Origin of the sequence: Streptomyces sp. NPDC090994 (genome assembly GCF_044768905.1) — a bacterium.
Classification (GTDB): Bacteria; Actinomycetota; Actinomycetes; order Streptomycetales; family Streptomycetaceae; genus Streptomyces.
In genome coordinates, this window is record NZ_JBIVWS010000015.1 from 77,312 (window position 1) to 104,148 (window position 26,837).

25 protein-coding genes and 1 pseudogene are annotated in these 26,837 nt (G+C 73.4%); 19 read left to right on the top strand and 7 right to left on the bottom strand.

The genetic code is table 11. From position 1 onward, the window contains the following. Positions 1 to 111: 111 nt before the first annotated feature. From ACIQR3_RS26750 to ACIQR3_RS26785, 8 genes and pseudogenes are all read left to right on the top strand, one after another. On the top strand, positions 112 to 1,518 hold the full coding sequence (locus ACIQR3_RS26750; protein ID WP_403543178.1) for an alkaline phosphatase PhoX: 1,407 nt from the start codon (positions 112 to 114) through the stop codon (positions 1,516 to 1,518). Between the two features lie 31 nt (positions 1,519 to 1,549). Then, the gene (locus ACIQR3_RS26755; protein ID WP_403543179.1) at positions 1,550 to 3,070 is read left to right on the top strand and encodes an FAD-dependent oxidoreductase; all 1,521 of its coding nucleotides are present in this window, start codon (positions 1,550 to 1,552) and stop codon (positions 3,068 to 3,070) included. An 83-nt stretch (positions 3,071 to 3,153) separates the two neighbouring features. After that, entirely contained in the window at positions 3,154 to 3,993 is an 840-nt protein-coding gene (locus ACIQR3_RS26760) for a polysaccharide deacetylase family protein (RefSeq protein WP_403543180.1), read from the top strand. A gap of 18 nt (positions 3,994 to 4,011) precedes the next feature. Next, positions 4,012 to 4,231 (top strand): annotated as a pseudogene (locus ACIQR3_RS26765) (hypothetical protein). Positions 4,232 to 4,331: 100 nt separating this feature from the next. Next, positions 4,332 to 5,078 carry a peptidyl-tRNA hydrolase gene (locus ACIQR3_RS26770; RefSeq protein WP_403543181.1) on the top strand — a complete coding sequence of 249 codons (747 nt, stop codon included), beginning with the start codon at positions 4,332 to 4,334 and terminating at the stop codon, positions 5,076 to 5,078. Between the two features lie 101 nt (positions 5,079 to 5,179). Beyond that, the gene (locus tag ACIQR3_RS26775; RefSeq protein WP_403543182.1) at positions 5,180 to 6,553 is read left to right on the top strand and encodes a DUF692 domain-containing protein; all 1,374 of its coding nucleotides are present in this window, start codon (positions 5,180 to 5,182) and stop codon (positions 6,551 to 6,553) included. Positions 6,554 to 6,648: 95 nt separating this feature from the next. Next, positions 6,649 to 7,425 carry a TIGR04222 domain-containing membrane protein gene (locus tag ACIQR3_RS26780; RefSeq protein ID WP_403543183.1) on the top strand — a complete coding sequence of 259 codons (777 nt, stop codon included), beginning with the start codon at positions 6,649 to 6,651 and terminating at the stop codon, positions 7,423 to 7,425. 128 nt (positions 7,426 to 7,553) lie between these two features. Beyond that, on the top strand, positions 7,554 to 9,158 hold the full coding sequence (locus tag ACIQR3_RS26785) for an alpha/beta hydrolase (RefSeq protein ID WP_403543184.1): 1,605 nt from the start codon (positions 7,554 to 7,556) through the stop codon (positions 9,156 to 9,158). A 25-nt stretch (positions 9,159 to 9,183) separates the two neighbouring features. Here ACIQR3_RS26785 and hemQ read toward each other — a convergent pair whose 3' ends face one another. Next, positions 9,184 to 9,915, bottom strand: coding sequence for a hydrogen peroxide-dependent heme synthase (gene hemQ / locus ACIQR3_RS26790; protein ID WP_215171120.1), 732 nt, complete (start codon positions 9,913 to 9,915; stop codon positions 9,184 to 9,186). Between the two features lie 4 nt (positions 9,916 to 9,919). Further along, a complete protein-coding gene (gene hemG / locus ACIQR3_RS26795) occupies positions 9,920 to 11,386 on the bottom strand; it encodes a protoporphyrinogen oxidase (protein ID WP_403543185.1) in 1,467 nt (488 codons plus the stop codon). Positions 11,387 to 11,812: 426 nt separating this feature from the next. On the opposite strand from hemG, the gene ACIQR3_RS26800 reads away from it, so the two are divergent. Beyond that, positions 11,813 to 12,820 carry a DUF4349 domain-containing protein gene (locus ACIQR3_RS26800; protein WP_403543186.1) on the top strand — a complete coding sequence of 336 codons (1,008 nt, stop codon included), beginning with the start codon at positions 11,813 to 11,815 and terminating at the stop codon, positions 12,818 to 12,820. 37 nt (positions 12,821 to 12,857) lie between these two features. Beyond that, positions 12,858 to 14,255: an FAD-dependent oxidoreductase gene (locus tag ACIQR3_RS26805; RefSeq protein WP_403543187.1), complete on the top strand. Its 1,398-nt coding sequence runs from the start codon at positions 12,858 to 12,860 to the stop codon at positions 14,253 to 14,255. Positions 14,256 to 14,259: 4 nt separating this feature from the next. Here the strand turns inward: ACIQR3_RS26805 and ACIQR3_RS26810 are convergent, their stop codons facing one another. Beyond that, positions 14,260 to 14,583, bottom strand: coding sequence for a hypothetical protein (locus tag ACIQR3_RS26810; RefSeq protein WP_403543188.1), 324 nt, complete (start codon positions 14,581 to 14,583; stop codon positions 14,260 to 14,262). 134 nt (positions 14,584 to 14,717) lie between these two features. Here ACIQR3_RS26810 and ACIQR3_RS26815 point away from each other — a divergent pair, with 134 nt between their 5' ends. After that, the gene (locus ACIQR3_RS26815) at positions 14,718 to 15,542 is read left to right on the top strand and encodes a rhomboid family intramembrane serine protease (RefSeq protein WP_403543189.1); all 825 of its coding nucleotides are present in this window, start codon (positions 14,718 to 14,720) and stop codon (positions 15,540 to 15,542) included. 88 nt (positions 15,543 to 15,630) lie between these two features. On the opposite strand, the gene hemE is transcribed toward ACIQR3_RS26815, so the two are convergent. After that, complete coding sequence (gene hemE / locus ACIQR3_RS26820; RefSeq protein WP_403543190.1) at positions 15,631 to 16,710, bottom strand: uroporphyrinogen decarboxylase; 1,080 nt, start codon at positions 16,708 to 16,710, stop codon at positions 15,631 to 15,633. 184 nt (positions 16,711 to 16,894) lie between these two features. Between hemE and ACIQR3_RS26825 the strand changes: the two genes are divergently transcribed. The 8 genes from ACIQR3_RS26825 to ACIQR3_RS26860 all read left to right on the top strand — a co-directional run bounded on the left by ACIQR3_RS26825 (position 16,895) and on the right by ACIQR3_RS26860 (position 23,710). Further along, complete coding sequence (locus ACIQR3_RS26825; protein ID WP_215171134.1) at positions 16,895 to 17,581, top strand: DUF3000 domain-containing protein; 687 nt, start codon at positions 16,895 to 16,897, stop codon at positions 17,579 to 17,581. 311 nt (positions 17,582 to 17,892) lie between these two features. Continuing rightward, positions 17,893 to 18,555, top strand: a complete 663-nt coding sequence (locus ACIQR3_RS26830) for a response regulator transcription factor (protein ID WP_003972894.1) — start codon at positions 17,893 to 17,895, stop codon at positions 18,553 to 18,555. Positions 18,556 to 18,767: 212 nt separating this feature from the next. Beyond that, positions 18,768 to 19,106, top strand: a complete 339-nt coding sequence (locus ACIQR3_RS26835; RefSeq protein WP_403543191.1) for a DUF4333 domain-containing protein — start codon at positions 18,768 to 18,770, stop codon at positions 19,104 to 19,106. A gap of 47 nt (positions 19,107 to 19,153) precedes the next feature. Further along, entirely contained in the window at positions 19,154 to 19,849 is a 696-nt protein-coding gene (locus tag ACIQR3_RS26840) for a hypothetical protein (RefSeq protein ID WP_403543192.1), read from the top strand. Between the two features lie 45 nt (positions 19,850 to 19,894). Then, positions 19,895 to 20,209: a WXG100 family type VII secretion target gene (locus ACIQR3_RS26845; protein ID WP_215171140.1), complete on the top strand. Its 315-nt coding sequence runs from the start codon at positions 19,895 to 19,897 to the stop codon at positions 20,207 to 20,209. Positions 20,210 to 20,218: 9 nt separating this feature from the next. Further along, positions 20,219 to 21,418 carry a putative T7SS-secreted protein gene (locus ACIQR3_RS26850; RefSeq protein WP_403543193.1) on the top strand — a complete coding sequence of 400 codons (1,200 nt, stop codon included), beginning with the start codon at positions 20,219 to 20,221 and terminating at the stop codon, positions 21,416 to 21,418. A gap of 82 nt (positions 21,419 to 21,500) precedes the next feature. Then, complete coding sequence (locus tag ACIQR3_RS26855) at positions 21,501 to 22,016, top strand: hypothetical protein (protein ID WP_403543194.1); 516 nt, start codon at positions 21,501 to 21,503, stop codon at positions 22,014 to 22,016. Positions 22,017 to 22,426: 410 nt separating this feature from the next. Then, positions 22,427 to 23,710 carry an HRDC domain-containing protein gene (locus tag ACIQR3_RS26860; protein ID WP_403543195.1) on the top strand — a complete coding sequence of 428 codons (1,284 nt, stop codon included), beginning with the start codon at positions 22,427 to 22,429 and terminating at the stop codon, positions 23,708 to 23,710. Positions 23,711 to 23,716: 6 nt separating this feature from the next. Here ACIQR3_RS26860 and ACIQR3_RS26865 read toward each other — a convergent pair whose 3' ends face one another. Genes ACIQR3_RS26865 through ACIQR3_RS26875 form a run of 3 tightly spaced genes read right to left on the bottom strand, consistent with a single transcriptional unit; the run spans position 23,717 to position 26,798 of the window. Next, positions 23,717 to 24,547, bottom strand: coding sequence for a carbohydrate ABC transporter permease (locus ACIQR3_RS26865; RefSeq protein WP_403543196.1), 831 nt, complete (start codon positions 24,545 to 24,547; stop codon positions 23,717 to 23,719). Next, entirely contained in the window at positions 24,544 to 25,482 is a 939-nt protein-coding gene (locus ACIQR3_RS26870; protein WP_403543197.1) for a carbohydrate ABC transporter permease, read from the bottom strand. Before ACIQR3_RS26870 ends, ACIQR3_RS26865 begins: the two co-directional genes overlap by 4 nt. Next, positions 25,482 to 26,798 carry an ABC transporter substrate-binding protein gene (locus ACIQR3_RS26875; RefSeq protein ID WP_403543198.1) on the bottom strand — a complete coding sequence of 439 codons (1,317 nt, stop codon included), beginning with the start codon at positions 26,796 to 26,798 and terminating at the stop codon, positions 25,482 to 25,484. The genes ACIQR3_RS26870 and ACIQR3_RS26875 overlap by 1 nt, the downstream gene beginning before the upstream one ends. Positions 26,799 to 26,837: the final 39 nt, after the last annotated feature.

Sequence of the window (26,837 nt, forward strand, 5' to 3'; positions counted from 1 at the left end):
CCCCGTGGGGTGCCCGGACCTGCCACCTGCGCCGCACGTGGTTCCCGGGTCTTCTGTGAAGTGATAAACACAGCGGGTCACAGTCCTGTCCGCCAGCAGGAAGGTTTCCCCATGTCCGTGTCCCCGCGTCCGGCGAACCCTCGCCCGGCGTCCCGACGTGACGTACTCGCCCGCTCCGGTGCCCTGGGAGCGGGCATCGTCTTCTCCGGCGCCCTGACCGAACTCTTCACCGGCACCGCCGCCGCGCAGTCCCTGGGCCACACCGGATACGGCCCGCTGGTCCCCGACCCCGACGGGCTGCTCGACCTGCCCGCCGACTTCCGTTACCGCGTGCTGTCCCGGGAGGGCGAGCCCCTGCGGTCGGGCGAAGGGCCGGTCCCCTCGAACCACGACGGCATGTCCGCCTTCCCCGCCGCCCGGGGCCGCGTCCATCTGGTCCGCAACCACGAGAACCGCGCCGACGGCCGCGTCCCCGTCCCCGCCGTCGAGGGCCTCACCTACGACCCGGCCGGCCAGGGCGGCTGCACGGCGCTGACCCTGGACTCCGGCAACCGGGTGCTGTCCGAGCGGGTCGCGATCGCCGGTACGGCCGTGAACTGCGCGGGCGGGCCCACCCCCTGGCACACCTGGCTGACCTGCGAGGAGACCGAGGACAAGGCAGGCACCGACGGCTACACCAAGGACCACGGCTTCGTCTTCGAGGTCGACCCCGCCGACCCGCACCGCACCGGCGCGGTACCGCTGACCGCGATGGGCCGCTTCCAGCACGAGGCGGTCGCCGTGGACCCGGGGCGGGGCGTGGTCTACGAGACCGAGGACGCCTTCGAGCACCCCTTCGGCCTCTTCTACCGCTTCCTGCCCGACAAACCGCTCGGCGGCACCGGGTCGCTGCGCGCGGGCGGCCGGCTCCAGGCGATGCGGGTGCCGGGCGTACCCGACCTGTCCACGATCCAGGAGACGGGCGCGACGTTCGACGGCATCGCGTGGGTGGACGTCCCCGATCCTCTGGCCGCCGGGACGCCGATCCGCTTCCAGGACTTCGGCCGCGGCGGCATCACCCACGCCCAGAAGCTGGAGGGCTGCTACTGGGGCGGGCGCTGCGTGTACTTCGTGTCGTCCTTCGCCCGCGGCGCGGACGGCTCGGCGGCCGACCACCACGGCCAGATCTGGCGCTACGACCCCGAGCGGCGCCGGCTCACCCTGGTGATCGTCTTCGGCCCGGACACCGACGTACGGCTGCCCGGCGAGTCCCCGGACAACATCTGCCTGGCGCCCTCCGGCGGCCTGATGGTCTGCGAGGACGGGGGCGGCGCCCAGCACGTCTTCGGGGTGACGCGCAAGGGCGAGGTGTACGCGATGGCCCGCGGCCGGCAGAACATCGGGACGGCCGGGGAACCGGAGTGGGGCGAGTTCGCCGGGGTGACGTTCTCCCCCGACGGCGGGACGATGTACGTCAACTGCTACACGCCGGGGACGACGTTCGCGGTGACGGGACCCTGGCGGGCGGCCACCGGGTGAACGCGGCGCGGCGCGGGGTACCCGGAGCCGCATGACGGAGAACGCGCGGCCCAGCGGCTCGTACTGGTTGGAGACGGCACCGGGTGAACCCCACCCCGCGCTGACGGAGGATCTCGACGTCGACGTCGCCGTGATCGGCGGCGGCGTCGCGGGACTGAGCGCGGCGTACGAGCTGACGCGGGCCGGGCGGAGCGTGGCGGTGCTGGAGGCCGGGCGGATCGCCGCGAGCGTCACCGGCCACACCACCGCCAAGCTCACCGCCCAGCACACCCTGGTCTACGACAAATTGCGCCGCACCCGGGGCCCCGAGGGCGCCCGGCTGTACGCCCGCTCCCAGACCGAGGCGATCACGCGCGCCGCGGCGCTGGTGGACGAGCTGGGCATCGACTGCGACTGGGAGCCCAGGAGCGCGTACACCTACGTCTGCGACGCGGGCCGGGTGGACGAGGTGCGGGCGGAGGCCGCTGCGGCGAAGGAGGCGGGGCTGCCGGCCGAGTTCGTGACGGAGACGGGGCTGCCGTTCCCGGTCGCGGGCGCCGTGCGGGTCGCGGGCGGCGCCCAGTTCCACCCGCGCAAGTACCTGCTGGCCCTCGCCGGGGACCTGCTGGCGCGCGGCGGCCTGATCTTCGAGAACACCGTCGTGCACGGGCTGGACGAGGGCGAGCCCTGCCGGCTGTCGACGGACACGGGAGCGACGGTGCGGGCCCGGGACGTGGTGGTGGCGACCCATTACCCGATCTTCGACCGGGCGCTGCTGTTCACCCGGCTCTCCCCGCGCCGCGAGCTGGTCGTGGCCGGTCCCCTCGACGCCGGCCAGGACATCGACGGCATGTACATCACCCCGGACGAGGGCACCCGCTCGGCCCGCACGGCGCCCCTCGACGACACGGGCCGGCGTCTGCTCATCGTCACCGGGGAGCACTTCACCCCCGGCACGGGCGACACCCGGGAGCGGTTCGAGCGCCTGTCCGGCTGGGCCCGCGGCCACTTCCCCGGCGTCACCCTCACCCACGCCTGGGCCACCCAGGACATCGACCCCACCGACACCGTGCCGATGGTGGGCCCGCTGCACCCGGGCGCGCACCACACCTACGTCGCCACCGGCTTCGGCGGCTGGGGGATGAGCGGCGGCATGATGGCGGGCCTGCTGCTCACCGCGCAGATCACGGGCGCCGGCAGCCCGTGGAGCGAGCTGTACGACCCGCGCCGGCTGCGCACCCAGGTCCGTGAGGCGCCGCAGTTCCTCCAGACGCAGGCCGAGGTGGCCCGGCACTTCGTCGGCGACCGGCTCAGGCCCGCGCCCCCCGTGGACGCCCTGCCGCCCGGCGAGGGCGCGGTCGTCCGGGCGGGCGGCGACCGCGTCGCCGTCTACCGCGACGAGGCCGGCGCCCTGCACGCCGTCTCCCCGCGCTGCACCCACCTGGGCTGCCTGGTCGGCTTCAACGCCGCCGAGCGCGCCTGGGAGTGCCCCTGCCACGGCTCCCGCTTCGACACGGACGGCAAGGTCATCGAGGGCCCGGCGACGAAGCCGCTGGAGCGGCGGGAGATCTGACCGGCCGCCCGGCCGGGTGACCGTACGGCCGGGTCGGCGCCCGGCGGCGGGGAAACCGACGAAGCCACCCATACGTTCGTACGATGATCACTCTCGTACGTCGTGCGGTCCTGGTCTCTCTCCTGGGCGCCGCCCTCGCCGCCTGCGGCACCGCCGAGGCACCGCGGCGCCCGGCCGCCTCCTCCTCTTCCTCTGCTCCGGCGCCGTCCGTTCCGACTCTCGCGCCCGGTCCGGCCGGGCTCACCCCGGTCTTCTCGCACGGTCCGCGCGCCGGCGAGCGGACCGTGGCGCTGACCTTCGACGCCGACATGACCGCCGACCAGGGGCCGCGGGCGGCGGCGGGCGAGCGGTTCGACAACCCGGAGCTGATCGCCGCGCTGCGGGAGCTGAAGGTGCCGGCGACGGTGTTCATGACCGGGCGGTGGGCCGAGGAGTACCCGGACCAGGCCCGCTCGATCGGCCGGGACCGGCTCTTCGAGGTCGCCAACCACTCCTACAGCCACTACGCCTTCACCGACGACTGCTACGGCCTGCCGGCCGTGTCCCGCGACCGGATGCGGGCGGACGTGGAACGGGCGTACGCGGCGTTCCGGAAGGCCGGGGTCCAGGACCCGATGCCGTACTTCCGCTTCCCGGGCGGGTGCCACGACCCGGCGGCGCTGAAGGAGCTGACGGCCGCCGGAGTCACCGCCGTGCAGTGGGACGTGGTGAGCGGCGACGCCTTCGCGACCGACGCGGACGCGGTGGCCCGGCAGGTGCTGGACGGGGTCCGGCCGGGGTCGGTGGTGGTCCTGCACTGCACCCGCAGCGCCGCCCCCGTCACCGAGCGGGCGGTGCGGACGATCGTGCCCGAACTCCGTCGGCAGGGCTACCGCTTCGTCAAGGTCTCCGAGCTGGTCGGCGCCGCGAACGGGCGGACCTGACGGTTCTACGCCGGAGACTTGAGCGACAACGACTACTGCCTGATCGACGACGCGGGCAGGCCGCCGAAGGCGGAGGGGCCGCCGTACGCGATGGGGGTCCCTCCCGCTCGAGCGAAGCCGAGAGCGGGGGAGTTTCCTGTGCCGGGAGCCGACGGAGTACCCGGAGTCGTACAAGGGCGTCACCCTCTGCCCGGCCTGCGAGTGGCTGGAGGCGCAGCGGACCGCGTGTCCAGGGTGAACCGGCCCATCGCCGTAGCGACGGCCCACCCCGTCGGCCGTGGCTCACGTCGCATGGCCCGTGTTCTCCCGGGTCCGCGGCGGCTTGGCAGACTGGGCGCGTGAACAACGACGCGACACCCGTTCCCGACAGCTCCGCACCCGGCGGCCCCGCCGCCGACAGCCCGTTCCGCGCCGGACCCGGGGACCGGGACCTCGCCCCGCAGTTCGTGCTGCCGCTGGTGGTCCGCATCGAGCGCGCGGCGCCGCCGGCCCGTACCGACGCGCTGGAGACCGCCGCCCGGGCGGTGCTGGTGATGCTCGCCGACGAGCGGTCGGTGGGCGAGGGGGAATGGGCGCGGGCGATGCGGGACTGGCAGGACGCCCGCATCCGCAAGGTGGTGCGGCGGGCGCGCGGCGCCGAGTGGCGGCGGGCCGAGGGGCTGCCCGGCATCACGGTCACCGGCAAGTCGGCTGAGGTGCGGGTCTTCCCGCCGGTCCCGCTGGACGGCTGGCCCAAGGAGCTGGCCAAGCTCCAGGTCTCCGGCACCGAACTCGACGACCCCGAACCGCCGGGCGACGCCGACCGGTCCGGGCCGGTGCTGTGGATGAGTCCCGAGGTCGAGATGTCGGCGGGCAAGGCGATGGCGCAGGCCGGGCACGGCGCCCAGCTCGCCTGGTGGGAACTGACCGGCGAGCAGCGCGCCGCCTGGCGTGACGCGGGCTTCCCGCTCGCCGTCCGCACCGCGTCCCCAGCCGACTGGCCCCGCCTCACCGCGGGCGGCCTGCCGGTGGTCCGCGACGCCGGGTACACGGAGATCGCGCCGGGGTCGTGCACGGTGGTGGCGGACCACCCGGAGCTGCGGTGACGCGGTGCGGGTGACGTGATGGCGCGCGCCGAACCTCAAATCTTGCTCTGAACGCCCGCGTTCCATGGTTCGGCCCCGCTCGCGGCGGCGATACCCCCGGCATGTACGCAGGAGAGGGGGTGGAGGCCGTGCACCGACTGGGAACCGGTATCGGATGGCGCCCGGAGATCGCGGACGCCGTCGAGGCGATGCCGGGCATCGACTGGGTCGAGGTGGTGGCCGAGAACGTGTGCCCCGGACACCTCCCGGCCTCGCTGCTGCGGCTGCGCGAGCGGGGCGTCACCGTGGTGCCGCACGGTGTCTCCCTCGGCCTCGGCGGCGCGGACCGGCCCGACGCGGGGCGGCTCGCGGCGCTGGCCGAGCGGGCCGAGGTACTCGGGTCACCGCTGGTCACCGAGCACATCGCGTTCGTCCGCGCGGGCGGCCCCGGGACCTTCTCACCGCGTCTGGAGGCGGGGCACCTGCTGCCCGTGCCGCGTACCCGGGACGCCCTGGACGTGCTGTGCGAGAACGTCCGCATCGCGCAGGACGCGCTGCCCGTGCCGCTGGCCGTGGAGAACATCGCCGCGCTCTTCTCCTGGCCCGGCGAGGAGATGACGGAGGGGCAGTTCCTGTACGAACTGGCCGACCGGACCGGCGTACGGCTGCTGATCGACGTGGCCAACCTGCACACCAACCACGTCAACCGCGGCGAGGATCCGGCCGAGGCGCTCGCCGCGCTGCCGCTGGAGGCGCTCGCCTACGTCCATGTCGCGGGCGGTTTCGAACGCGACGGCGTCTGGCACGACAGCCACGCCCACCCCGTGACCCAGCCGGTGCTCGACGTGCTGACCGACCTCGCCTCGCGGGTCGCGCCGCCGGGGGTGCTGCTGGAGCGGGACGAGGACTTTCCCGAGCCGGCCGAGCTGGAAGGGGAACTGGCCGCGATCGGGGCGGCGGTGGAGAAGGGGCGGGCGGCCGGGGGCCGGGAGACCGTACGGCTGCCGGGCGGGGCGGCGGGCAGCGCGGCGGCAGGCAGCGGGGCGGCGCACATCGGGGCGCGGACTGCGGCTGCGGGCGAAGGCACCCGCAGGCGGCTCGCCCTCGCCCAGACCGCCCTGCTCTCCTCGCTGGTCGCGGGGACGCCCGCGCCCGAGGGGTTCGACCGGGCGCGGCTGGAGGTGCAGGCCCGGGCGCTGGCCGGGAAGCGGGCCGGCGTGGTGGCGAAGGTCGCGCCCGAACTGCCGCGGCTGCTGGGCCCGGCGTACCGTCCGGCCTTCCTCGCGTACGCCCGGGAGAGGCCGATGACCGGGGGCTACCGCCGGGACGCCCTGGACTTCGCCGCGCACCTGGTGCGGAGCGGGACCGTGGCGGACGCCCGGGTCCGGCGGGAGGTACGGCGGTGGTGGCGGGAGCGGTCGGGACCGGTGCCCCCTTCGCGGCGTCCGGCGGTGCGACTGGTGCGGGCCACGCGACGGGTGTTGCTGGGGCGCTGAACTTCCCGGAACGGAACGTCACATACCGGCAACACTGGGTCCGGATGCTGAACAGAGCGTGGCGTGGGCCCTTCTCCTTGGCATAGAAAAACGGCATGTTCTGGGTCCTCCTCCTGCTGCCGGCCTGGGCCGTCGCCGGTACGGCGTGCACGCGACTGTGTCTGGCCGCCGCCCGCGCGGCGGACGGCGGCGCGGACGCGGTCCGCGGGCGTGAACTCGACCTCTACGAGGCCGCCTTCCTGTCGGGCGGCCCCGCGCGGGTCGCCGACCTGACGATGGTGTCCATGGCCCGCCAGCGCCGGCTCCTGCTCGCGCACACCGGCTGGGCGACCGTCGTCGACCCGCGCGGGCAGGACGAGATGGAGCGCTCCGTGATCGGGGCCATAGGTCCCGGCGGACAGTCCCGGATCGCGCCGGTACGGGCCTCGGCCGCGGCGGCGGACGCGGTGCGGGGGCTGGCCGAGCGGCTGGTCGGCGCGGGCCTGGCGGTACCGGACGGCGTCCGCACGGTCGCCGCCGCGGTCCGCCGGGTGCGGCTCGCCGCGCTGGCGGTGTGCGCGCTGGGCGCGGCGGCGCTGGCCCTGCCCGCCTCCGGCGACGTGCCGCGCTACCTGATCGCCCTGTGGTTCGCGCTGCCGCTCGCCCTGACGCTGAGCTGCCTGGCGATAGCCCGCATCGAGGTCCACCCGTACTCGGCGTGGGCGTCACCGGCCGGACAGCGGCTGCTGTACGCGTTCGCCCGGCGGGCCGGCCGGCCCGGGGACGCCGCGGATCTCACCTCGGTCGCCGTCCGCGGCGTCCGGGCGATCGGTGAACCGGACCTGCGCGCGGCCTTCGCGCACCGCGAGGAGTACGAGGGCCTGCGGGACTGACCCGTCGGGGCCGCGCCCGGCCACTCCCCGGAAAGACGCGGCGCCGACACCCGCCGGGGTGCTTGCCTTCCCCGACCTCCGAACGAAACATCCCTTTTGTCGCACTTTGCGCACCGAAGGGACACGCGATGAGAGCAGCCGCCCTCTACTCGGCCGTCGGCTCCTTGCTCCTGGCCGCCCTCACCGCCGCCCCCGCCGACGGCGCCGACGGTGCCCCGGAGGACCGGGGTACGCGTACGGATACGGCCGAGCGGCGGGGCACCGAGGTGGCCGCCGCACGGGCCGCGGCGGCCGGCGTCGGGTTCGGCGACTGCCCGGACGCCGACGAACTGCCGGGCAGCATGCGCTGCGGCACGGTCACCGTCCCGCTCGACTACGCGCGCCCCGACGGCAAGCGGATCGAGCTGACCGTCGGCCGGGTCCGGGCCACCGGCAAGGACCCGAAGGGCAGCGGGCGGGCGGTGCCCCGGCAGGGCGCCCTCGTCTACAACCCGGGCGGGCCGGGCGCCTCCGGGCTGCACTTCCCCCTCATCGGCATGGTGCCCGAGTGGAAGCGCCTGGCGGCGGCGTACGACCTGGTCGGCTACGCGCCGCGCGGCGTCGCCCCCTCCGCCCCGCTGAGCTGCCAGGACCCGGAACGCTCCGTCCAGGGCCCCCGGCCGTCCCCGACGCGGCCCTCCGCGGCGTACAAGAAGGAACGTGCCGCCGAGGCCGCGGCGTACGCGCGCGGCTGCGCCGAGCGGGCGGGCGACGCGCTGCGCCACTACCACTCCCTCAACAACGCCCGGGACCTGGAGGTGATCCGGGCCGCGCTGGGTGAGGAGAGACTGACCTTCATGGGCGCCTCGTACGGGACCTACTTCGGGGCGCTGTACGCGGAGCTGTTCCCGGGGCGGGTGCGGCGGATGGTGTTCGACTCGGTGGTGAACCCGGACCCGGCGGGGATCTGGTACCGCAACAACCTCGCCCAGTCGGCGGCGTTCGAGCGGCGCTGGCGGGATTTCCGGACGTGGATCGCCGCGCACGACGACGTGTACGGGCTCGGCAGCACGCCGAGCGCGGTGCGGGACAGCTACGAGCGGGCCAGCCGGTCGCTGGCGGCGCGCCCGGCGGGCGGCACGGTCGGACCGGCGCAGCTGCAGAAGTCGTTCCTGCGCGCCGGGTACTACGACGACCACTGGCCGCACCGGGCGCGGGCCCTGTCGGCCTATCTGAAGGGGAACCCGGGGCCGCTGGTGGAGCTGGCGGGGCCGCTTCCGGAGACGGCCGCGGAGACGGAGAACGCCGGCGCCGTGTACACGGCCGTGGAGTGCAACGACGCGCCCTGGCCGACGGATCTCACGGTCTGGGACCGGGACAACACGCGGCTGGCGCGGCGGGCGCCCTTCGAGACCTGGGAGAACGCGTGGACCAACCTGCCGTGCGCCTTCTGGCAGGCGCCCCGGCAGCGGCCCCTGGACGTGCGCACCGCGCCGGGCGAGCTGCCGCCGGTGCTGATCCTGGCGGCCGAGCGGGACGCGGCCACGCCCTACGCCGGGGCGCTGGAGCTGCGGCGCCGGCTGTCGGGCTCGGTGCTGGTCACCGAGCGGGACGCCGGCTCCCACGGCATCGCTGGCGGCCCGAACGCGTGCGTCAACGCGCACCTGGAGGCGTATCTGCTCGACGGCCGCCTCCCGGCGCGGGACGCGTCCTGCGCCCCGCGCCCGGCCCCGGTGCCCGCGCCGGAGAGCTGACCGGGCCTCTGATTCCGGCTGCTGGTCAGGCCAGCCCGGCCACCAGCTCCGGCAGGTCCTTGCGGCGGCCCGTGTAGAACGGGACCTCCTCGCGGACGTGCAGCCGGGCCTCGGAGCCGCGCAGGTGGCGCATGAGGTCGACGATGCGGTACAGCTCGTCGGCCTCGAAGGCGAGGATCCACTCGTAGTCGCCCAGCGAGAAGGAGGCGACCGTGTTGGCGCGCACGTCGGGGTAGCCGCGGGCCATCTTGCCGTGGTCGGCGAGCATGCGGCGGCGGTCCTCGTCGGGCAGCAGGTACCAGTCGTAGGAGCGCACGAAGGGGTAGACGCTGATGTAGTTCCGCGGCGTCTCGTCGGCGAGGAACGCCGGGATGTGCGAGCGGTTGAACTCGGCGGGGCGGTGCAGCGCCATGTTCGACCAGACCGGCTCCAGGGCGCGGCCCAGCCTGGTGCGGCGGAAGAGGTTGTACGCCTCCTGGAGCTGGTCGCTGGTCTCGGCGTGCCACCAGATCATCACGTCGGCGTCGGCGCGCAGCCCGGAGACGTCGTAGGTGCCGCGCACGGTCACGTCCTTGGCGGCGAGCTGGTCGAACAGCTCCTGGACCTCGTCGGCGTACCCGGCGCGGTCCTCGGGGAGCGCGTCCTTCAGCTTGAAGACGGACCAGAGGGTGTAGCGGATGACCTCGTTGAGGTCCTTGGCCAGCTTGCCCTTGTTGGGGATGCGCTCGGCCGCGGGGGTGGAGGCGTCGTCACTCATGACCTTATTCTCCCGCTCCATTCTGTGGGCTCCGCACCGGGTCGGTGGTGAGTTCCTCCACACCCCCGAGGCCGTCGTGGACCTGGTCGGCGGCGGCCCGGGCACTGGCGATGGAGGCCGGGACGCCGACGCCGTCGTACGCCGCGCCGCACACGGCGAGGCCGGGAAGCCCGGCGAGGTGTTCGCGGACGCGGGCCACGCGCGCGTGGTGGCCGACGGGGTACTGGGGCAGGCCGTCCTGCCAGCGGGTGACGCGGGTGGCGACGGGCGCGGCGGTCAGGCCGGTGGCCCGCTCCAGGTCGTGCCGGGAGACGGCGACGAGTCCGGCGTCGTCGCGGCCGAGGATCTCCGTCTCGCCGTAGCGGCCGACGGAGGTGCGCAGCACGACCAGGTCCGGGTCCTCGCGGTCGATCCAGCCCCACTTGCGGGAGGCGAAGGTGGACGCCTTGATGGTGCGTCCGTCGACCGGCGGCACCAGGAAGCCGCTGCCCTCGGGCAGCGCGGCGGCGTCGGCGCGGCGGTAGGCGAGGGTGATCAGCGCCATGGAGGCGTATTCCACGGCGGCCAGCTCGGCCGCGGCGGCGGGCGCCTCGGCGCCCAGCAGCGCGGCGGCGGCCGGGGCGGGTACGGCGACGATCACCGCGTCGGCGGCCAGCACCCGGTCGCCGGCGACGACGCGCCACCCGGCGGGCGCGGTGCGGCGCAGCTCGGTCACGGGGCTGTTCAGCAGGATCTCGCTGCCGCGGGCGCGGACGGCGTCGGCGACGGCCGGGGGCAGGGTGCCGATGCCGCCCTCGATGCCCATGAAGACGGGGCCGCCGGGGCCCGGGGCGGCGGCCGTACGGCCCTGGATGGCGCGGACCGCCTCGGTGAGCGACGTGTGCGCGCGGACGGCGTCGAACAGCTGGGGTACGGCCGAGCGCATCGAGATGCGGTACGCGTCACCCGCGTACACCCCGCCCAGCAGGGGCTCCACCAGGCGGTCGACCACCTCGCGGCCGACCCGCGCCGCCACGTACGCACCGACCGCCACGTCATCGCCGACCTCGGTGGGGGGCAGTTCGGCGTCGCGCTCGACGCGGGCGAGCCCCTCGTCCGACAGCACGCCGGACAGGGCGGCGGCGGTGCCGGGGACGCCCATGACGTGGCCCTTGGGCATGGGCCGCAGGGCGCCGCGGGTCCACAGCGAGGCGGTCGCGGTGGCCGGCGGCCGGAGGCGGTCGCCGAGGCCCACCGCACGGGCCAGGCCGACCGCTTCGGGGCGGCGGGCCAGCATCGACTCGGCGCCCAGGTCGACGCGCACGCCCGCGATCTCGCCGGGCAGCAGCTTGCCGCCGACGCGGTCCGACGCCTCCAGCACGGTCACCCGCGCGCCCCGCTCCGACAGCCGGTGGGCGGCGGCCAGACCGGCGATCCCGGCTCCGACGACGACGACATGCCCCGTGCCCGCACGGGTCCGACTTGCGCACATGTTCCCACCTTCTCAGACCCCACTGACAGGGGCCGAAGGGGCCCGGTGTCCGGCACGGGCGGCGCCGCCCCGGTGTCCCGCGCGCGCCGGCCGCCCCGGTGTCCCGCGCGCGCCGGCCGCCCCGACTCGCGGGCGCATCCGGCGGCGCGAAAACCCCTGCGCCCGGCATCCGGCGCACGCCCGTGCCGGGCACCCGCGGACCCCGGGTGCCCGTGGGCCCCGGGTGCCCGTGGGCCCCGGGTGCCCGTGGACCCCGGGTGCCCGTGGACCCCGGATGCCCGTGGACCCCGGATGCCCGGTACCCGCGCCCCCCGTTGTCCGGCGCGCGTCCGGACCGTGACCGCATCGGGATCCGCGCACGCCAACGTTCCGGCCCGCCCCGGCGTCGAAGGAGCGTCAGTCGTCACGTCCCCGGGGGAGACCCGCATGCGCGCACACCGTTCCGCACGACCCGTTCCGGCCCTGGCCGGGCTTCTGCTGGCCGCCGCCCTCGCGCTCACCGGATGCAGCGCCGGCGGTGACGACTCCGCCGGAAGCAGCAGCGCCGACAAGGCGGCCGGCCAGGAGCAGGGCGCCCGGCAGGGCGCCGGTGCCGGTGCCGGGGCCGCGAAGGGCTCCGAGGCGACCGCCCCGGCGAAGCTCCCCGCGCAGCACATCATCCGTACCGCCTCCCTGACCGTGCGGGTCGGGGACGTACCCAAGGCGCTCGCCGAGGCCCGTACCGTCACCGAGGACGCGGGCGGCTACGTCGGCGAGGAGACCACCGGCCGCGACGAGGACGGCGACGAGCACACCGAGGTCGTGCTGCGGGTGCCCGCCGACGCCTACGACCGGGTCCTCACCGGCCTCGCGGGCACCGGCACGCTCCTGGAACGGAACACGAAGGCGCGGGACGTCACCGACCAGGTGGTGGACGTGGAGAGCCGCATCACCTCGCAGCGCGCCAGCGTGGCCCGGATCCGCGAGCTGATGGACCGGGCGGAGCGGCTGAGCGACGTGGTGACGCTGGAGGGCGAGCTGAGCACCCGTCAGGCCGAGCTGGAGTCGCTGCTCGCCCGGCAGGCGTCCCTGAAGGAACGCGCCGCCCTGGCGACCATCACCCTCTCCCTCACCGAGACGCCGCCCCGCCTTGACGGCACGGACGACGACCCCGGGTTCACCGACGCCCTCGCGGGCGGCTGGGACGCGTTCGTGGCGATGCTGCGCTGGCTGGCGGTGGTGTTCGGCGCGGTGCTGCCGTTCGCGGCGGTGACGGCGCTCGTCGTGCTGCTGTGGGTGCGGCTGGTACGGCCCCGGCTGCCGCGCCGCCCGGCACCCGCGCCCGCGACGACCGCCCTGGGCCCGCTGCCGACGGCCCGCCCTGCGCCGCGGCCGGCTCGCTCGCCGGAGAGGCCTGCAGAGGAGGCGCGGACGGAGGAGCGGGAGGAGGACTGAGCGGGACCCGGACGCCCCGCCCCCGTAGCGTGTCCGCATGGACATGAACGGTGCGACGGGTGGACGTGAGCGGCTGGTGGTGATCGGCGGCGACGCCGCGGGGATGTCCGCGGCGTCGCAGGCACGCCGGCTGAGGGGCCCCGACGAGCTGGAGATCGTGGCGTTCGAACGCGGCCACTTCTCCTCCTACTCGGCGTGCGGCATCCCGTACTGGGTCGGCGGCGAGGTGGACGACCGGGACCGGCTGATCGCCCGCACCCCCGAGGAGCACCGCGCCCGCCACATCGACCTGCGCATGCGCACCGAGGTCACGGAGATCGACGTGACAGGCCGGCGGGTACGCGCGCGTGACGTCGATTCCGGCGCCGAGTCCTGGACGGCGTACGACAAGCTCGTCATCGCCACCGGCGCGCGGCCGGTCCGGCCCGACCTGCCCGGCGCGGACGCCCCCGGGGTGCACGGCGTGCAGACGCTGGACGACGGGCAGGCGCTGCTGGACACGCTGGCACGCGCGCGTGGCCGGCGCGCGGTGGTCGTCGGCGCCGGGTACATCGGCGTGGAGATGGCCGAGGCGCTGATCAACCGCGGCTACGAGGTGACGGTCGTCAACCGCGGCCGGGAGCCGATGTCCACCCTCGATCCCGACATGGGCCGCCTGGTGCACGACGCCATGGAGGGCCTCGGCATCACCATGGTGAACGACACCGAGGTCACCGAAGTGCGCACCGGCGAGGACGGGCGGGTGAGCGCGGTGGTCGCCGGCGACGCGGTGCACCCGGCGGACGTGGTGGTGCTCGGCATCGGCGTCACCCCGGAGACCTCGCTCGCCCGGGCCGCCGGGCTCCCCCTGGGCGGCCACGGCGGTCTGCTGACGGACCGGGCGATGCGGGTGCGGGGGCACACCGACATCTGGGCGGGCGGCGACTGCGTGGAGGTCCTGGACCTGGTGTCCGGGCAGTCGCGGCACATAGCGCTCGGCACCCACGCCAACAAGCACGGCCAGGTCATCGGCACCAACGCGGGCGGCGGGTACGCCACCTTCCCGGGCGTGGTCGGCACGGCCGTCAGCAAGGTCTGCGACCTGGAGATCGCCCGGACGGGGCTGCGCGAGAAGGACGCCCGCCGGGTGGGCCTGGAGTTCGTCGCGGTCACCATCGAGTCGACCAGCCGCGCGGGCTACTACCCGGACGCCTCCCCCATGACGGTGAAGATGCTCGCCGAGCGCCGCACCGGCAAGCTGCTGGGCGTGCAGATCGTCGGCCGGGAGGGCGCGGGCAAGCGGGTCGACGTCGCGGCGGTGGCCCTCACGGCGGGCATGACGGTGGAGCAGATGACCGGGCTGGACCTGGGCTACGCCCCGCCGTTCTCGCCGGTGTGGGACCCGGTGCTGGTGGCGGCCCGCAAGGCGGCGCGGGCGGTCGAGCAGGCGGACTGACGCCTCACGCCGTGCCGTTGATCCGGTCGATGACCTGCCGCGCCTGCTCCGGCGGCCGGGCCGGCAGCGACGACACGGGGGCCGGCGCCGGCTGGGCGACCGGGGGCGGCTGCTCCCCGGCCTGCCGGGCGTGGGCGGCGGCCCGCGCGGAGCGCAGCCGGTGGCTCGCGGCCTCGTCCAGGGTGACCGGCCGCTGCCGTTGCGCGGCCAGCCGCCCGGCCTCCTGGCCGAGCCGGGCGACGTCCTCCCAGGGCAGCCGCAGTACCAGCGCGATCTCCGCCTCGCCGTCGGGCAGGGCCCGCGGTGCGGGGGTCACTCGGTCGTCCATCGCCTGCTCCTCACCTCGTCCGCGCGGCACGCCTGCGCCGTGCCGCGGCCGGTCGGTGAGTCATACGCGTCACCGGGCGGCGGCGTTCAGCCCAGCGGCTGCTTCGCCGGCGCCGCCCGGGGCAGTAGTCATCCGTGGTCATCCCCGTCCATGACGTGAACCCGGTGCGCAGCACCCCGTGGGTCACCTACGCGCTCATCGCCGCGAACCTCGCGGTGTTCCTGTCCATGCCCGGCATGGCCGACTCGCTCACCGGCGCCGGCGGCCTGGTCCAGCAGTGCCATCTCCAGGCGTACCTGGACCACTGGGCGGCCGTCCCCCAGGAGCTGATCCACCACCGGCTGCCCCGGCTCGTGCCCACCGGCGACGTGGGCGTCGGCACCCAGGGGCCGGGCTGTGTGATCGCCCCGCCGGACTACGACAAGTCCCCGGAGCTGAGCGTCCTGACGGCGATGTTCCTGCACGGCGGCTGGCCGCACCTGCTGGGCAACATGCTGTTCCTGTACATCTTCGGCAACAACATCGAGGACCGCATGGGCCACCTGCGGTTCCTCCTCTTCTACGGCGTCTGCGGCTACGCGGCGACCTACGGCTTCGCCCTGCTGAACGCCGGCTCGGGCGCCCCGCTGATCGGCGCGTCGGGGGCGATCGCCGGCGTCCTCGGCGCGTACCTGCTCCTCTATCCGAGGGCCCGCGTCTGGGTCCTCGTCCCGTTCCTGATCTTCCTGCCGCTGCGGCTGCCCGCCTGGATCGTCCTGGGCCTGTGGTTCGTCCTCCAGGCGTTCTACTCCGCCGGCCAGGGCCTCTCCGACGCCGGCACCGTGGCCTACGTGGCCCACGTCGTCGGCTTCGTGGCCGGTCTGCTGCTGGCCTGGCCCCTCAAGCCCGGCACTCCCCCGCCGCCGGACCCGCCCGGCATCCTCTTCGGGAGGCGGGCGCGCCGGTGGCGGGCGGTGTGAGAACGCGAGGGCACCCGGAAACACTCCGGCCGCGTCACCTGCTGTCGGGCAGGCGACGCGGCCGGGGCGGTCCGCGGGCGCGGGGACGTCAGCGCGCGGTGCGCGTGTGCACGTACTCCACGAGGCGGGTCAGGGCGTCCGGGTCGGTGGTCGGCAGGACGCCGTGGCCGAGGTTGAAGACGTGGCCCTCCAGCCCCTCGGCGGCGGCGAGGATCTCGTCGGTCTTGGTCTCGACGGCCTCGCGGGAGGAGAAGAGGACGGCCGGGTCGAGGTTGCCCTGGAGCGCCTTGCCGGGGCCGACGCGGCGGGCGGCCTCGTCCAGCGGGACCCGCCAGTCGACGCCGACCACGTCCGCGCCTGCCTCGCCCATGAGACCGAGCAGCTCACCGGTGCCGACGCCGAAGTGGATGCGCGGGACGCCGTAGCCGGCGACGGCGTCGAAGACCTTGGCGGAGGCGGGCAGCACCGAGCGGCGGTAGTCGGCCGGGGCGAGGGCGCCGACCCAGGAGTCGAAGAGCTGGACGGCGCTGGCGCCCGCCTCGATCTGCACCTTCAGGAAGGCGGCGGTGATCTCGGCGAGCCGGTCGAGCAGGTCGGCCCACAGCTGCGGGTCGCCGTACATCATCGCCTTGGTGTGCTCGTGGTTGCGGGACGGGCCGCCCTCCACGAGGTAGCTGGCGAGGGTGAAGGGGGCGCCCGCGAAGCCGATCAGGGGGGTCGCGCCGAGTTCGGCGGTGAGCAGGCCGAACGCCTCGGTGACGTAGGAGACGTCCTCGGGGGTCAGGTCGCGCAGCCGGGCCAGGTCGGCGCGGGTGCGGACCGGGTTCTCGACGACCGGGCCGACGCCGGGCTTGATGTCGAGGTCGACGCCGATGGCCTTGAGCGGGACGACGATGTCGCTGAAGTAGATCGCCGCGTCCACTCCGTGCCGGCGGACCGGCTGGAGGGTGATCTCGGTGACCAGCTCGGGCCGCATGCAGGACTCCAGCATGGGGATGCCCTCGCGCACCTTGCGGTACTCCGGCAGCGAGCGTCCGGCCTGGCGCATGAACCACACGGGCGTGTGCGGCACCGGCTCACGCCTGCACGCCTTGAGGAAGGCGGAGTCGTACGTGGCGGTCGGCGGCTGGCCCGCGGGGCTCTGGTCGGGGCTCTGGTTGGCACTCACGACGGAAAGTCTCGCACGCCCCGGCCACCGTCCCGGACCGCGGGGCGCACCGGGGCGGGCGGCCCTGGTGCCGCGCCGGGCCGTGCGCCGCCCTCTCCGTCCGTGCGCCGCGTGATCCGGACATCGCGTCCTGTCGCGGGTGTCCTCCCTGCGCCGGGGCCGCGTTCCGCTTAATCTTCCCCGCATGGCTGCGGCTCAGGGACGACTGTCGGACGGCACGGGCGGAATGGACGAACCCAAGGACGACAAGGACGGTGCGGACGGCGTCGGATATCCGGACAGTACGGCTCCGCTGCCGTTCCGGGCCGCCGTCGACGCGTTGCGGGCGACGCGGCTGCGCCCGCAGGTCGAGGTGGAGGCGACCCGCCCGCCGCAGCGGCTGGCGCCGTACGCGTACGCGCTGGAGGCCGCGGTCGTCGACGGCGACGAGGACCTGGCGGACGGGCGTCTGGTGCTGTTGTACGACCCGGCCGGGCACGACGCCTGGCAGGGCGCCTTCCGGCTGGTGACGCTGGTGCGCGCGGAGCTGGAACCGGAGCTGGCCACCGACCCGCTGCTGCCGGAGGTGTGCTGGACCTGGCTCACCGGCGCCCTCCAGGGACGCGGGCTGTCCTACGGCGAGGCCGGCGGCACGGTGACGCGCGCCAGCTCGCACTACTTCGGCGGCCTGTCCGCGCGCCCCGCCGCCTCGCAGATCGAGATCCGCGCCTCCTGGACCCCGCGCGAGGGCCTGGGCGGGGTGCCGGACACGGCCGCGCACCTGGGCGCCTGGTGCGATCTGCTGGCCCAGGTCGGCGGACTGCCGCCGGCCGGTCCGGGCGACGCGTCGGTGGTGACGCTGCCGCAGCGCCGGGGGCCGCAGTCCCGCTAGCCGGAGGCAGAGGAACGGAGGGTACGGCTTGCGCCGTACCCTCCGTTCCTTTTTCCCTTCTTTTCCCTCGAACAGGTCAGGTCACTTTGTCGATACGGCCACTTCCGGGCGCGTAACGACGCAGACCGAAACCGTTCGGTCTTCGAATGATCGATCGCCTGTCCGAATTGCTCGGATTGTTACTCACCAGATCGTGATCATTCTCTAAAGGACGACAGGTTTGATGCCGAAGACGACTGTGACCTTGAAAGCACGGTTCGTCCCGGCTTCTTCCCCATGAGCCGGCCCCGTCCCCGCACCCAGGAGGCCTGGTGTCCGTTCTTCTTGAGCAGCCCGCAAGCCTGGTCGCCTACCGCCCGAACAAGCCGACCGCCATGGTGGTCGTGGCCGACCCCCGCGTCCGTTCCACCGTCACCCGTCATCTGTGGGCGCTCGGTGTGCGCGACGTCATCGAGGCCTCGTCCGTCGCGGAGGCTCGTCCCCGCATCGGCAACCCCCGCGACATCTGCGTCGCCGACGTCCACCTCCCCGACGGCTCCGGCCTGACCCTGCTGTCGGAGACCCGAGCCGCGGGCTGGCCCAACGGGCTCGCCCTCTCCGCCGCCGACGACATCGGCGCCGTGCGCAACGCCCTCGCCGGCGGCGTCAAGGGCTACGTCGTCACCGGCACCCGCACCAACGTCGGGCTCCCCACCCGACCCGGTGCCGCCCCCATCGGCGCCGCCGCCGCCCGCCTCCACCGCCGCCCCCCGGGTGCCCCGAGCCACCCGGGCGGCTACCGCGAACTGTCCGGCCGCGAGGTCGAGGTGCTGCGACTGGTCGCGGAGGGCCAGTCCAACAAGGCGATCGGCGTCTCGATGGGCCTGTCCGCCCTGACCGTCAAGAGCCACCTCGCCCGCATCGCCCGCAAACTCGGCACGGGCGACCGCGCCGGCATGGTCGCCGTCGCCCTGCGCACCGGCATCATCCACTGACCCGACCCGCCCCCGACCCACCTGGTGCCCGTCGACGGAACGTTCCGTCGGCGGGCACCAGGCATGTCACGACGTGAAGATCATTGGCAGGCGGGCACGGGAGGACGTGAAAACCCGTCGGACCGGCCGCGCGCCCTGATAGAAATGCGCATCGGCGAGCGTCACCTCACGGCCCTCGCGCTGCCTCCCCCTCCCCCTCGAACGGAGCCGTCGTGCCCAAGCCCTTGTCCGTCTCGACTTCCTGGGGCCTTGCCGCCGCGGCCGCCGTCGCACTGCTGGCGGGCTGCTCGGCGGAGGTGACAGTCGGGTCGGAGGCCAAGCTGTCCAAGGACGAGGTGGCGGACCAGGTGGCCGAGAAGCTCGCCGCGGCGACGGGCCAGCCGAAGCCGGACGTCACCTGCCCCGAGGACCTGGCCGGCAAGGTCGGCACCACGATGCGCTGCGAGCTCACCGCGACCGACGGCACCAGCCTCGGCGTGACCGTCGAGGTCACCTCCGTCGACGGCGACACGATCAAGTACGACATCCAGGCCGACGAGACGGTTTCCTGAACGGGACCGGACGGGCTCCGCGAGAGGGCATGGGGGAAGCTGATCGCATGAGTGGAATCGAAGCAGTCGTCATGCTGGTGTGGTGGGCTGGTGTCGCGACTCTCGTCGTGTGGGTGTCCCGGCGCAAGGCCCGCAAGAAGCGGGAGGCACGGGACTCCCACGAGGAGCTGCGGACCTTCGCCGAGGGACGGGGCTGGAGTTACGAGGAAGTGGTGGAGCGCCTCGTCGGAGGCGGGCGGTGGTGGCACCGGACCACAGGCGTTCAGGGCAACAACGTCGTCAGTGGGACCCACCTCGGCTTCGACTTCCGGGCCTACGAAGTCCATCAGAACCACAACGACATGGACGACACCGTCAAGACAGTCAGCGTCCATTCCTGCTGGTGCCTGGAGCTAGGTACAGACGTTCCGGACCTGCGCGTCCACCGCGACGGCTTGCTCGACACGCTGGAGCACGGACGCGCCATGAAGGTGGGCATCCCGAAACTCGACAAGGACTTCCACATCGTCTCCCGCGATGAGGAGCGCGCCCGTGCCGTACTGCTCGGTGGCCTGGCGGAGTTCCTGATGTCCGACCGTCGTGCTCCCGAACTACAGCTCCACCTGTCCGACGGCCGCCTGTTCGCCTGGCGCGAGCGGACCGCACTGAGCTCCGAGACTCTCATCGATCCTCTGGACTATCTCGTCGACGCCGCCAACGTCATGGGGATCAGGGCGCCCGGCCGCCCCGCGCAGGCGCCGTAGTGCGCCTGCGTTATCGTCAACGCGCTCAAAAAAAGGGGGAAATGGATGGGCCAGTTCGATGTCGAGCCGTCCGAACTGCGGTCAGCCGCCGAAAAGATCAGGGACGCCGCAGCCCGTAGCGACGGCGTCAAGCTCGCCGAACTCGGGAAGTCCAGCGACGACTTCGGCCACGGTGACGCGGCGGAGGAGTTCGGTCTGCTGATGGCAACCTGGACGGAAGCCATCAAGAGCCCGATGAAGGAGGACGCGGACAACTCAGCGGACAAGCTTGACGCCAACGCCGCCTCCTACGAGCAGGCCGAGCGACTGTCCCAGAACAACTTCACCGGGCCCGCGATCGTCGGCCCCGGCATCCACTGACGGGGAATGATGGCGGCACGACTTGGCGAGACCCGGGACCCGCGCGAACTGATCCCGGGCAACCCGTCGAAGCTCAGCGGCGACGCCGACCGGCTCGACGGACACGCGACGACCCTGGACGGCATCGGGGATGAGCTGGGCTCCGTCCGCGTCCCCGGATGGCAAGGACAGGCCAGCGAGGCATTCTGGGAGGACTTCTCCGGCCAGAAGACGAAGTGGTACCGCAGCGCGGACGCGCTGGGCGCGGCCGCGCGGGCTCTGCGTGACTACGCCGGGGTACTGGAGTGGGCTCAGGGGCAGGCCGAACAGGCCATCCTGCTGTACGAGGCGGGCGACGAGGACGGCAGCGAGCGACTGCTGGAGACGGCGCGTGGCCGTGTCGAGTCGGCGGGTGACACGGCCGCGGGGAAGTTCAAGGCGCAGGGCGGTGGAAGCGACGACGCACCTGACTGGCTCTTCTTCGCGTCCGAAGCGGCGCAGGACGACTCGGGTCTGACCACTCGGCAGTTCGCCGAGCTGGAAAGGGCACCCGAGCCGCGCGATCTGGGGGCCTGGGGCAACCAGAGGAACCTGACGCAAGAGCAGCGGGACGCGTTGCGCGAGCACAAGGGACCGGGCATCGCCGTGGCCGGCCCCTCCGCCTCGGGCAACGCCAAGGTCTGGGGCGCCGAGGCCAAGGGCCACGGCGCGTTCGCGGGCGGTGACGTCTCCGGTACGGCCGGTGTCAGCCTCCTCGGCGTCGAAGGTTCCGCCGGGGTCGGCCTCCTCGACGGGAACGCCACCGCGCAGGCGTCCGGCAAGGCGTACCTGGCCCAGGCCACTGCCGAGGGCAAGTACGAGGCCGGTCTGTTCGCGACGTCCGGCAAGGCCGAGGTGTTCGGAGGCGCCGAGGCAGGTGTCAAGGGTTCCGTCGGCACGGACGGCGTCCACGTCGGCGGCGAGGCCTTCGCCGGCGCCAAGGCCACCGCGGAGGGACACGCCTCCGTCGCCGGTGTCGGCGTCGGCGGCACGGCGGAAGCATGGGCCGGTGCCGGTGCCGAGGCACACCTGGACGCCGGGATGAAGGACGGCAAGTTCGTCATCGGCGGCGACCTGGGAGTCGGTCTCGGCGTCGGCGGCAAGCTCGGTGCCCAGGTGGAGATCGACCCGGGCAAGATCACCGACACACTCGGCGACGCCTGGGACGCCATCGGGGACTGGGGCGACTGACCTGTCGCGGGGAAGCCCCGTCCGCCTCACCCGCCCCCTTCCCGTACCGTCGGACACCCGTACCGCAAGGAGTTGATCCACCATGCCGGGCACACTTCCGGTGCCGCTCGAGATCGAGCTTCCGCCGGGCTGGCACTCGGCGCCCCCGGACGAGGTCGGCGCCCCGCAGGCCGCCTTCGTCGCCCTGCACACGGCCTCCCGGGGCCAGGGCTTCATGCCGAACATCACGGTCACCGGCCACACCCTCCAGGGCTCGGTGAGCCTGCACGGCCTCGCCGAGGAGTCGGTGCGGCGGCTGCGCGAGAACGTCGGTGCCGTCGATGTCGTCAAGCGCACCGAGGTGGGCACCTCACCGGCGCCGGGCCTGATCGACGCCCCCGGGATCGTGCAGAACGTGCGTATCCAGGCCACCGTCGACGGGCAGCCGATGGAACTCGCGCAGAGCCAGTTCCTGCTGGTGCTGGAGAACAAGCGGAAGCGCGGTGAACGCGTCGAGATCGAGATCGCGCTGACGGCGAGGACGAGCCAGCTCGGGGACGTCCTGGAGGACTTCCAGACCTTCGTCTCCGCCCTCCGCCCGGCCGCCCCCGCCTCCTAGGGCCGGCGGCCGGGGGCGGCCGGCGGACTTGGACCGGCCCGTCACGCGTGCCGCCCCGCCGCGGCCCGGCCGGATCCGGTCGGGTGCGGCCGAGCGCGGTCGGACCGAGTTCCTCGGGGCCGGCGCCGGCCCGGAGGCGAGCGGCCGGCCGCCGCATGAGAAGTGGGGCGGCATCCGCGCCGACGATCTCGTCGACACGCTGGTCGGCAGGATCGCCGGCGAGGACCGGCGCGCCCGACGGGAACGGGGAGGTGTCCGCCGACGCCCGCCACCGGCCTCCCGCTGGGCTCGCGGGGGCGAGAATCACCCCATAGCGGCGACAAGTACCGAGAAGTCGTTTTCGCAGGTCAGCCGAACTTTCGACCGAAACCGCAGGTCAGCAGAGCGTCCGGGGCAGATACCCTTGACAGGTGACCGACGCCCACGAAACCGCAGCAGACCGTGCACCGCACACCACCGGAGGCGCCCCTCCGGACGAGACCGGAACTTCTGCTACGGAGGCGCCGATCCCCTTGCTGGAGCCACGGGAGGGCATTCCGCCGGTGATCGCCGACGCGGAGGCGCTCGCCGAGGTGACCGCCGCCTTCGCCGCCGGGTCCGGGCCCGTCGCCGTCGACGCCGAGCGCGCCTCCGGCTACCGCTACGGCCAGCGCGCTTACCTGGTGCAGCTGCGCCGCGAGGGCGCCGGGAGCGCGCTGATCGACCCGGTGGCCTGCCCCGATCTGTCCGGGCTCGGCGACGCGCTGAAGGACGCCGAGTGGGTGCTGCACGCCGCCACCCAGGACCTGCCCTGCCTGCGGGAGATAGGGATGGTGCCGACGCGGCTGTTCGACACCGAGCTGGCCGGGCGGCTCGCCGGGTTCCCGCGGGTCGGCCTCGGCGCGATGGTCGAGAGCGTCCTCGGCTTCGTCCTGGAGAAGGGCCACTCCGCCGTCGACTGGTCCACCCGTCCGCTGCCCGAGCCCTGGCTGCGCTACGCCGCCCTCGACGTGGAGCTGCTGGTCGACCTGCGGGACGCGCTGGAGAAGGAGCTGGACCGGCAGGGCAAGCTGGAGTGGGCCCGGCAGGAGTTCGACGCCATCGCCTCCGCGCCGCCGGCCGAGCCCCGCAAGGACCCCTGGCGCCGTACGTCGGGCATGCACAAGGTGCGCCGGCGCCGGCAGCTCGCCGTCGTCCGGGAGCTGTGGCAGACCCGGGACCGCATCGCCCAGCGGCGGGACGTTTCGCCGGGCAAGGTGATCGGGGACGCGGCCATCGTCGAGGCGGCCCTCGCGCTGCCGCCCAACGTGCACGCGCTGGCCCAGCTGAGCGGCTTCGGGCGGGTCAACCGCCGGCAGCTGGAGCAGTGGCAGGCGGCGGTCGACCGGGCGAGGGAGCTGTCGGAGTCCCAGCTGCCGCAGCCGGGGCAGCCGGTGACCGGTCCCCCGCCGCCGCGTGCGTGGGCCGACAAGGATCCGGCCGCCGCGGCCCGGCTCTCCGCGGCGCGGGCCGCGATCACGGCCCTGGCCGAGGAGCTGAACATGCCGCAGGAGAACCTGATCACCCCGGACACCGTGCGCCGGGTCTGCTGGGAGCCCCCGGCGCCGGCCGACGCCGGGTCGGTGGCCGCGGCGCTGGCCGCGCACGGTGCCCGGCCCTGGCAGGTGGAGCAGGTGACGCCCGTACTGGTGGCGGCGCTGGCGAAGGAGTCCTGAGCGCCGTCACTTCGTCGCCCCGCGCGTGAAGCCGTTGTAGATGAACCGCTGGAGGAAGAGGAAGACGATCAGCGTCGGCAGGATGACCAGCACGGCTCCTGCCGAGATCGTCTCCCAGTGCGCCCCGAAGGGCCCCTTGAAACGGAACAGCGACGTCGAGATCACGCCAAGATCCTCGGAGGGGAGGTAGAGGAAGGGGATGTAGAAGTCGTTGTAGACGGTGATCCCCTTGACGATGACGACGGTCGCGATCGCGGGCCTCAGCAGCGGGAAGATGATCTTCCGGTAGATCGTGAAGGCGTTGGCGCCCTCCACCCGGGCCGCCTCGTCCAGGGAGACGGGGATGGACCGGACGAACTGCAGGAAGATGTAGATCGACACGATGTCCGTGCCCATGTAGAGCAGGACCGGCGCCCACAGGCTGTCGAACATGCCGAGGCTGTTGACGATCTGGAAGGTCGCCACCTGGGTGGTGACCCCCGGGACCAGCGCGGCCACCAGGAACAGCGCCAGCACCGCCTTCTTCATGCGGAAGGCGAAGCGGTCGATCGCGTACGCGGCCATCGACCCGATCAGCACCGTCCCGCCGATGGCGAACAGCAGGACGAAGGCGGTGTTGCCGAAGGCCGGCAGCATCCGGCCGTCCTGGAAGGCGGTCACGTAGTTGGCGAGGTTGAGCGGGTCGTCGGGCAGGTCCAGCGCGCCCGAGCCGTCGGCCATCTCCCCGGACGTCTTGAGCGAGGTCAGCAGGACGACGGTCAGCGGCAGCAGCACCACCAGTGCGGCGCCCGCCAGCGACAGGTACACCAGGGCACGGGCCACGGCGCGGCGGGTCATACCGGCTCCGCCTTCCGCTCGGACTTCTCGTCGGGGTCGTCCGGCACCAGCCGCCGCTGCACCCAGGTCACCGCGAGCACGATCAGCAGCAGCACCACGGCCGCCGCCGAGGCGAGCCCCGTCTTGTTGAACTGGAACGCCAGCTTCACCGTCTGGATCACGAAGGTCTCGGTGCCGGTCGCCCCGCCGGTCATGATGTACGGGATCTCGAAGACCGACAGGGAACCGGAGACGGACAGGATCACGGTCAGTCCGATCACCGGCCGGATGCTCGGCGCGATGATGTACCGGAACTGCTGCCACCGGTTCGCCCCGTCCAGTTCGGCCGCCTCGTACAGCTCCCCCGGGATGGACTGGATGGCGCCCAGGAAGAGCACGAAGTTCAGGCCCGTGTAGCGCCAGACCGACACCCCGGCGAGCGAGACGTTGGCCGACGTCGACGTCCCGAGCCAGGCGCGGTCGCCGTCGTAGCCGAAGAGGCTCAGTACCGAGTCGAGGGTGCCGCCGTCCTGGAAGAAGTACAGGAAGACGAAGCCGATGGCGACGCCGTTGATCAGGTACGGGAAGAACAGCACGCCCTTGAAGAAGTTCCGGAAGCGCACGTCGAAGCTCAGCACCGTGGCGAAGTACAGCGCGGCGGCGATCTGGACGACGGAGGCGGCGAGGTAGTAGCCGCTGACGAAGAAGACGCGGAAGAGGTCTTCGCGGGTGAAGATTTCGGCGTAGTTGCCGGCGCCGGTGAAGTGCAGCTCGGGGCTGACGCCGTCCCAGTCGGTGAAGCTGTACGCGACCATGTTGGCGATGGGCGCGTAGGTGAAGACGATCAGGAGGGTGAGGGGGGCGAGCAGGAACAGCCAGGGGGTAGGGGTCCACCGGCGCCCTCGGGGACGCGGGACGGAGACGGGAACCGGCGCCCGCTCGGTGATGTCCGTCATCAGGAACCCGCCGTCTTCCGGGCCTCGTTCCACTTCTCGCTGAGCCGCCCGAAGAAGCTCTCCAGGTCGCCGTCGGCCGCGCCCCGGGCCAGGTCGACGAGGTCCTGGCGGTAGTCGGGCTGGTAGATGCCGACCTCGGAGGCGTTGTCGATGGCCTTCACCTCGGCGCCCTTGCTGTCGTCGAGGTCGATGAGCTTGACGCCCGCCTCCTGGTAGGGCTTGAGCAGGCCGGGCAGCGGGGCGTCCTTGAGCGGAGAGAGCGCCAGGTTGGCCGCCGCGTAGCCGGACTTGTCGGTGAACCAGTCGATCCAGGCGCGGGCGGCCTCCTTGTGCTCGGAGTGCACGTTGACGGCCTGCTGGTAGTCGGGCGAGGTCACCGCGCAGAACGTGCCGTCCTGCTGCGCCGGGAACGGCATGAACCCGATGTCGTCCGGATCGGTGCCCGCCTGCTCGGCCGCCTGGCGCATCTGGATCACGGCCCAGGAGCCGAGCCACATGGTGGCGATCTCGCCCTTGGCCAGCTTCGGCTTGGAGCCCTCCCAGTTGGTGGTGGTCGGGTCCTTCTCGATCAGCCCGGCGCTGACGATGTCGTGCAGCAGCGTGTCGCCCACCCGCAGATCCGCGCCCTCGGCCCACGGGTCGCCCTCGGCGAGCCTGCTGGTGGCCCCGGTGTCGCAGCCGACCGAGCCGTTGACGTTGGTCCACTGGGTCAGCGGCCACATGTCCTTGAAGTTGGTGTAGTACGGCACGGCGTCGGTCTTCGCCTCGACGGCCTTGAGGTCGGCGAGGAACTCGGCCGGGGTGGTGGGCCAGTCGGTGACGCCGGCCTGCTTCCAGACCCGCTTGTTGTAGACCATGCCCGGGACGACACCGATCGGGCTCTGCCCGTAGACCTTGCCGTCGACGGTGGAGTAGCCGGTGAAGCGGTATTTCTGCGACAGCTCGTCCTGGCTGCCCAGGGAGGCGAAGAAGCGCGGGTAGTCCTTCTTCTGCACCACCGCCGGGATCATCAGGACGTCGCCGTAGTCCTCCGTGTTCATGCGGATCTTGACCTCGCCCTCGTAGTCGGTGAGGCCGTCGAACTCGACCTTCACCTTCGGGTAGGTCCTGTTGAACTCGGCTGCGTACTTCTTCATCGTCCCGTCCTGCACCAGGTCGGTCCGGTGGGTGAGGACCGTGATGGTCCCGGAGACGTTCGCCGGGTCGCCGGGCGCCTCGGCGTCCGCTCCCTCGGAGCTCGACCCGGTGCCCGTGCAGGCCGAGGCCAGCAGGGCGAGGACGGCGAGTGCTCCGGCGGTGAAGTGGCGGCGGTTCATGTGCATCAGCTCCGTTTCGGGCGGACGAGCACGCATGTG

Bases quoted from the DNA above. Each gene is read 5' to 3' on its own strand.
- ACIQR3_RS26750 (WP_403543178.1), top strand. From the start codon at position 112: ATGTCCGTGTCCCCGCGTCCGGCGAACCCTCGCCCGGCGTCCCGACGT.
- ACIQR3_RS26755 (WP_403543179.1), top strand. From the start codon at position 1,550: ATGACGGAGAACGCGCGGCCCAGCGGCTCGTACTGGTTGGAGACGGCA.
- ACIQR3_RS26760 (WP_403543180.1), top strand. From the start codon at position 3,154: ATGATCACTCTCGTACGTCGTGCGGTCCTGGTCTCTCTCCTGGGCGCC.
- ACIQR3_RS26775 (WP_403543182.1), top strand. From the start codon at position 5,180: ATGTACGCAGGAGAGGGGGTGGAGGCCGTGCACCGACTGGGAACCGGT.
- ACIQR3_RS26780 (WP_403543183.1), top strand. From the start codon at position 6,649: ATGTTCTGGGTCCTCCTCCTGCTGCCGGCCTGGGCCGTCGCCGGTACG.
- ACIQR3_RS26785 (WP_403543184.1), top strand. From the start codon at position 7,554: ATGAGAGCAGCCGCCCTCTACTCGGCCGTCGGCTCCTTGCTCCTGGCC.
- hemQ (WP_215171120.1), bottom strand. From the start codon at position 9,915: ATGAGTGACGACGCCTCCACCCCCGCGGCCGAGCGCATCCCCAACAAG.
- hemG (WP_403543185.1), bottom strand. From the start codon at position 11,386: ATGTGCGCAAGTCGGACCCGTGCGGGCACGGGGCATGTCGTCGTCGTC.
- ACIQR3_RS26800 (WP_403543186.1), top strand. From the start codon at position 11,813: ATGCGCGCACACCGTTCCGCACGACCCGTTCCGGCCCTGGCCGGGCTT.
- ACIQR3_RS26805 (WP_403543187.1), top strand. From the start codon at position 12,858: ATGGACATGAACGGTGCGACGGGTGGACGTGAGCGGCTGGTGGTGATC.
- ACIQR3_RS26810 (WP_403543188.1), bottom strand. From the start codon at position 14,583: ATGGACGACCGAGTGACCCCCGCACCGCGGGCCCTGCCCGACGGCGAG.
- ACIQR3_RS26825 (WP_215171134.1), top strand. From the start codon at position 16,895: ATGGCTGCGGCTCAGGGACGACTGTCGGACGGCACGGGCGGAATGGAC.
- ACIQR3_RS26840 (WP_403543192.1), top strand. From the start codon at position 19,154: ATGAGTGGAATCGAAGCAGTCGTCATGCTGGTGTGGTGGGCTGGTGTC.
- ACIQR3_RS26845 (WP_215171140.1), top strand. From the start codon at position 19,895: ATGGGCCAGTTCGATGTCGAGCCGTCCGAACTGCGGTCAGCCGCCGAA.
- ACIQR3_RS26850 (WP_403543193.1), top strand. From the start codon at position 20,219: ATGGCGGCACGACTTGGCGAGACCCGGGACCCGCGCGAACTGATCCCG.
- ACIQR3_RS26855 (WP_403543194.1), top strand. From the start codon at position 21,501: ATGCCGGGCACACTTCCGGTGCCGCTCGAGATCGAGCTTCCGCCGGGC.
- ACIQR3_RS26865 (WP_403543196.1), bottom strand. From the start codon at position 24,547: ATGACCCGCCGCGCCGTGGCCCGTGCCCTGGTGTACCTGTCGCTGGCG.
- ACIQR3_RS26870 (WP_403543197.1), bottom strand. From the start codon at position 25,482: ATGACGGACATCACCGAGCGGGCGCCGGTTCCCGTCTCCGTCCCGCGT.
- ACIQR3_RS26875 (WP_403543198.1), bottom strand. From the start codon at position 26,798: ATGAACCGCCGCCACTTCACCGCCGGAGCACTCGCCGTCCTCGCCCTG.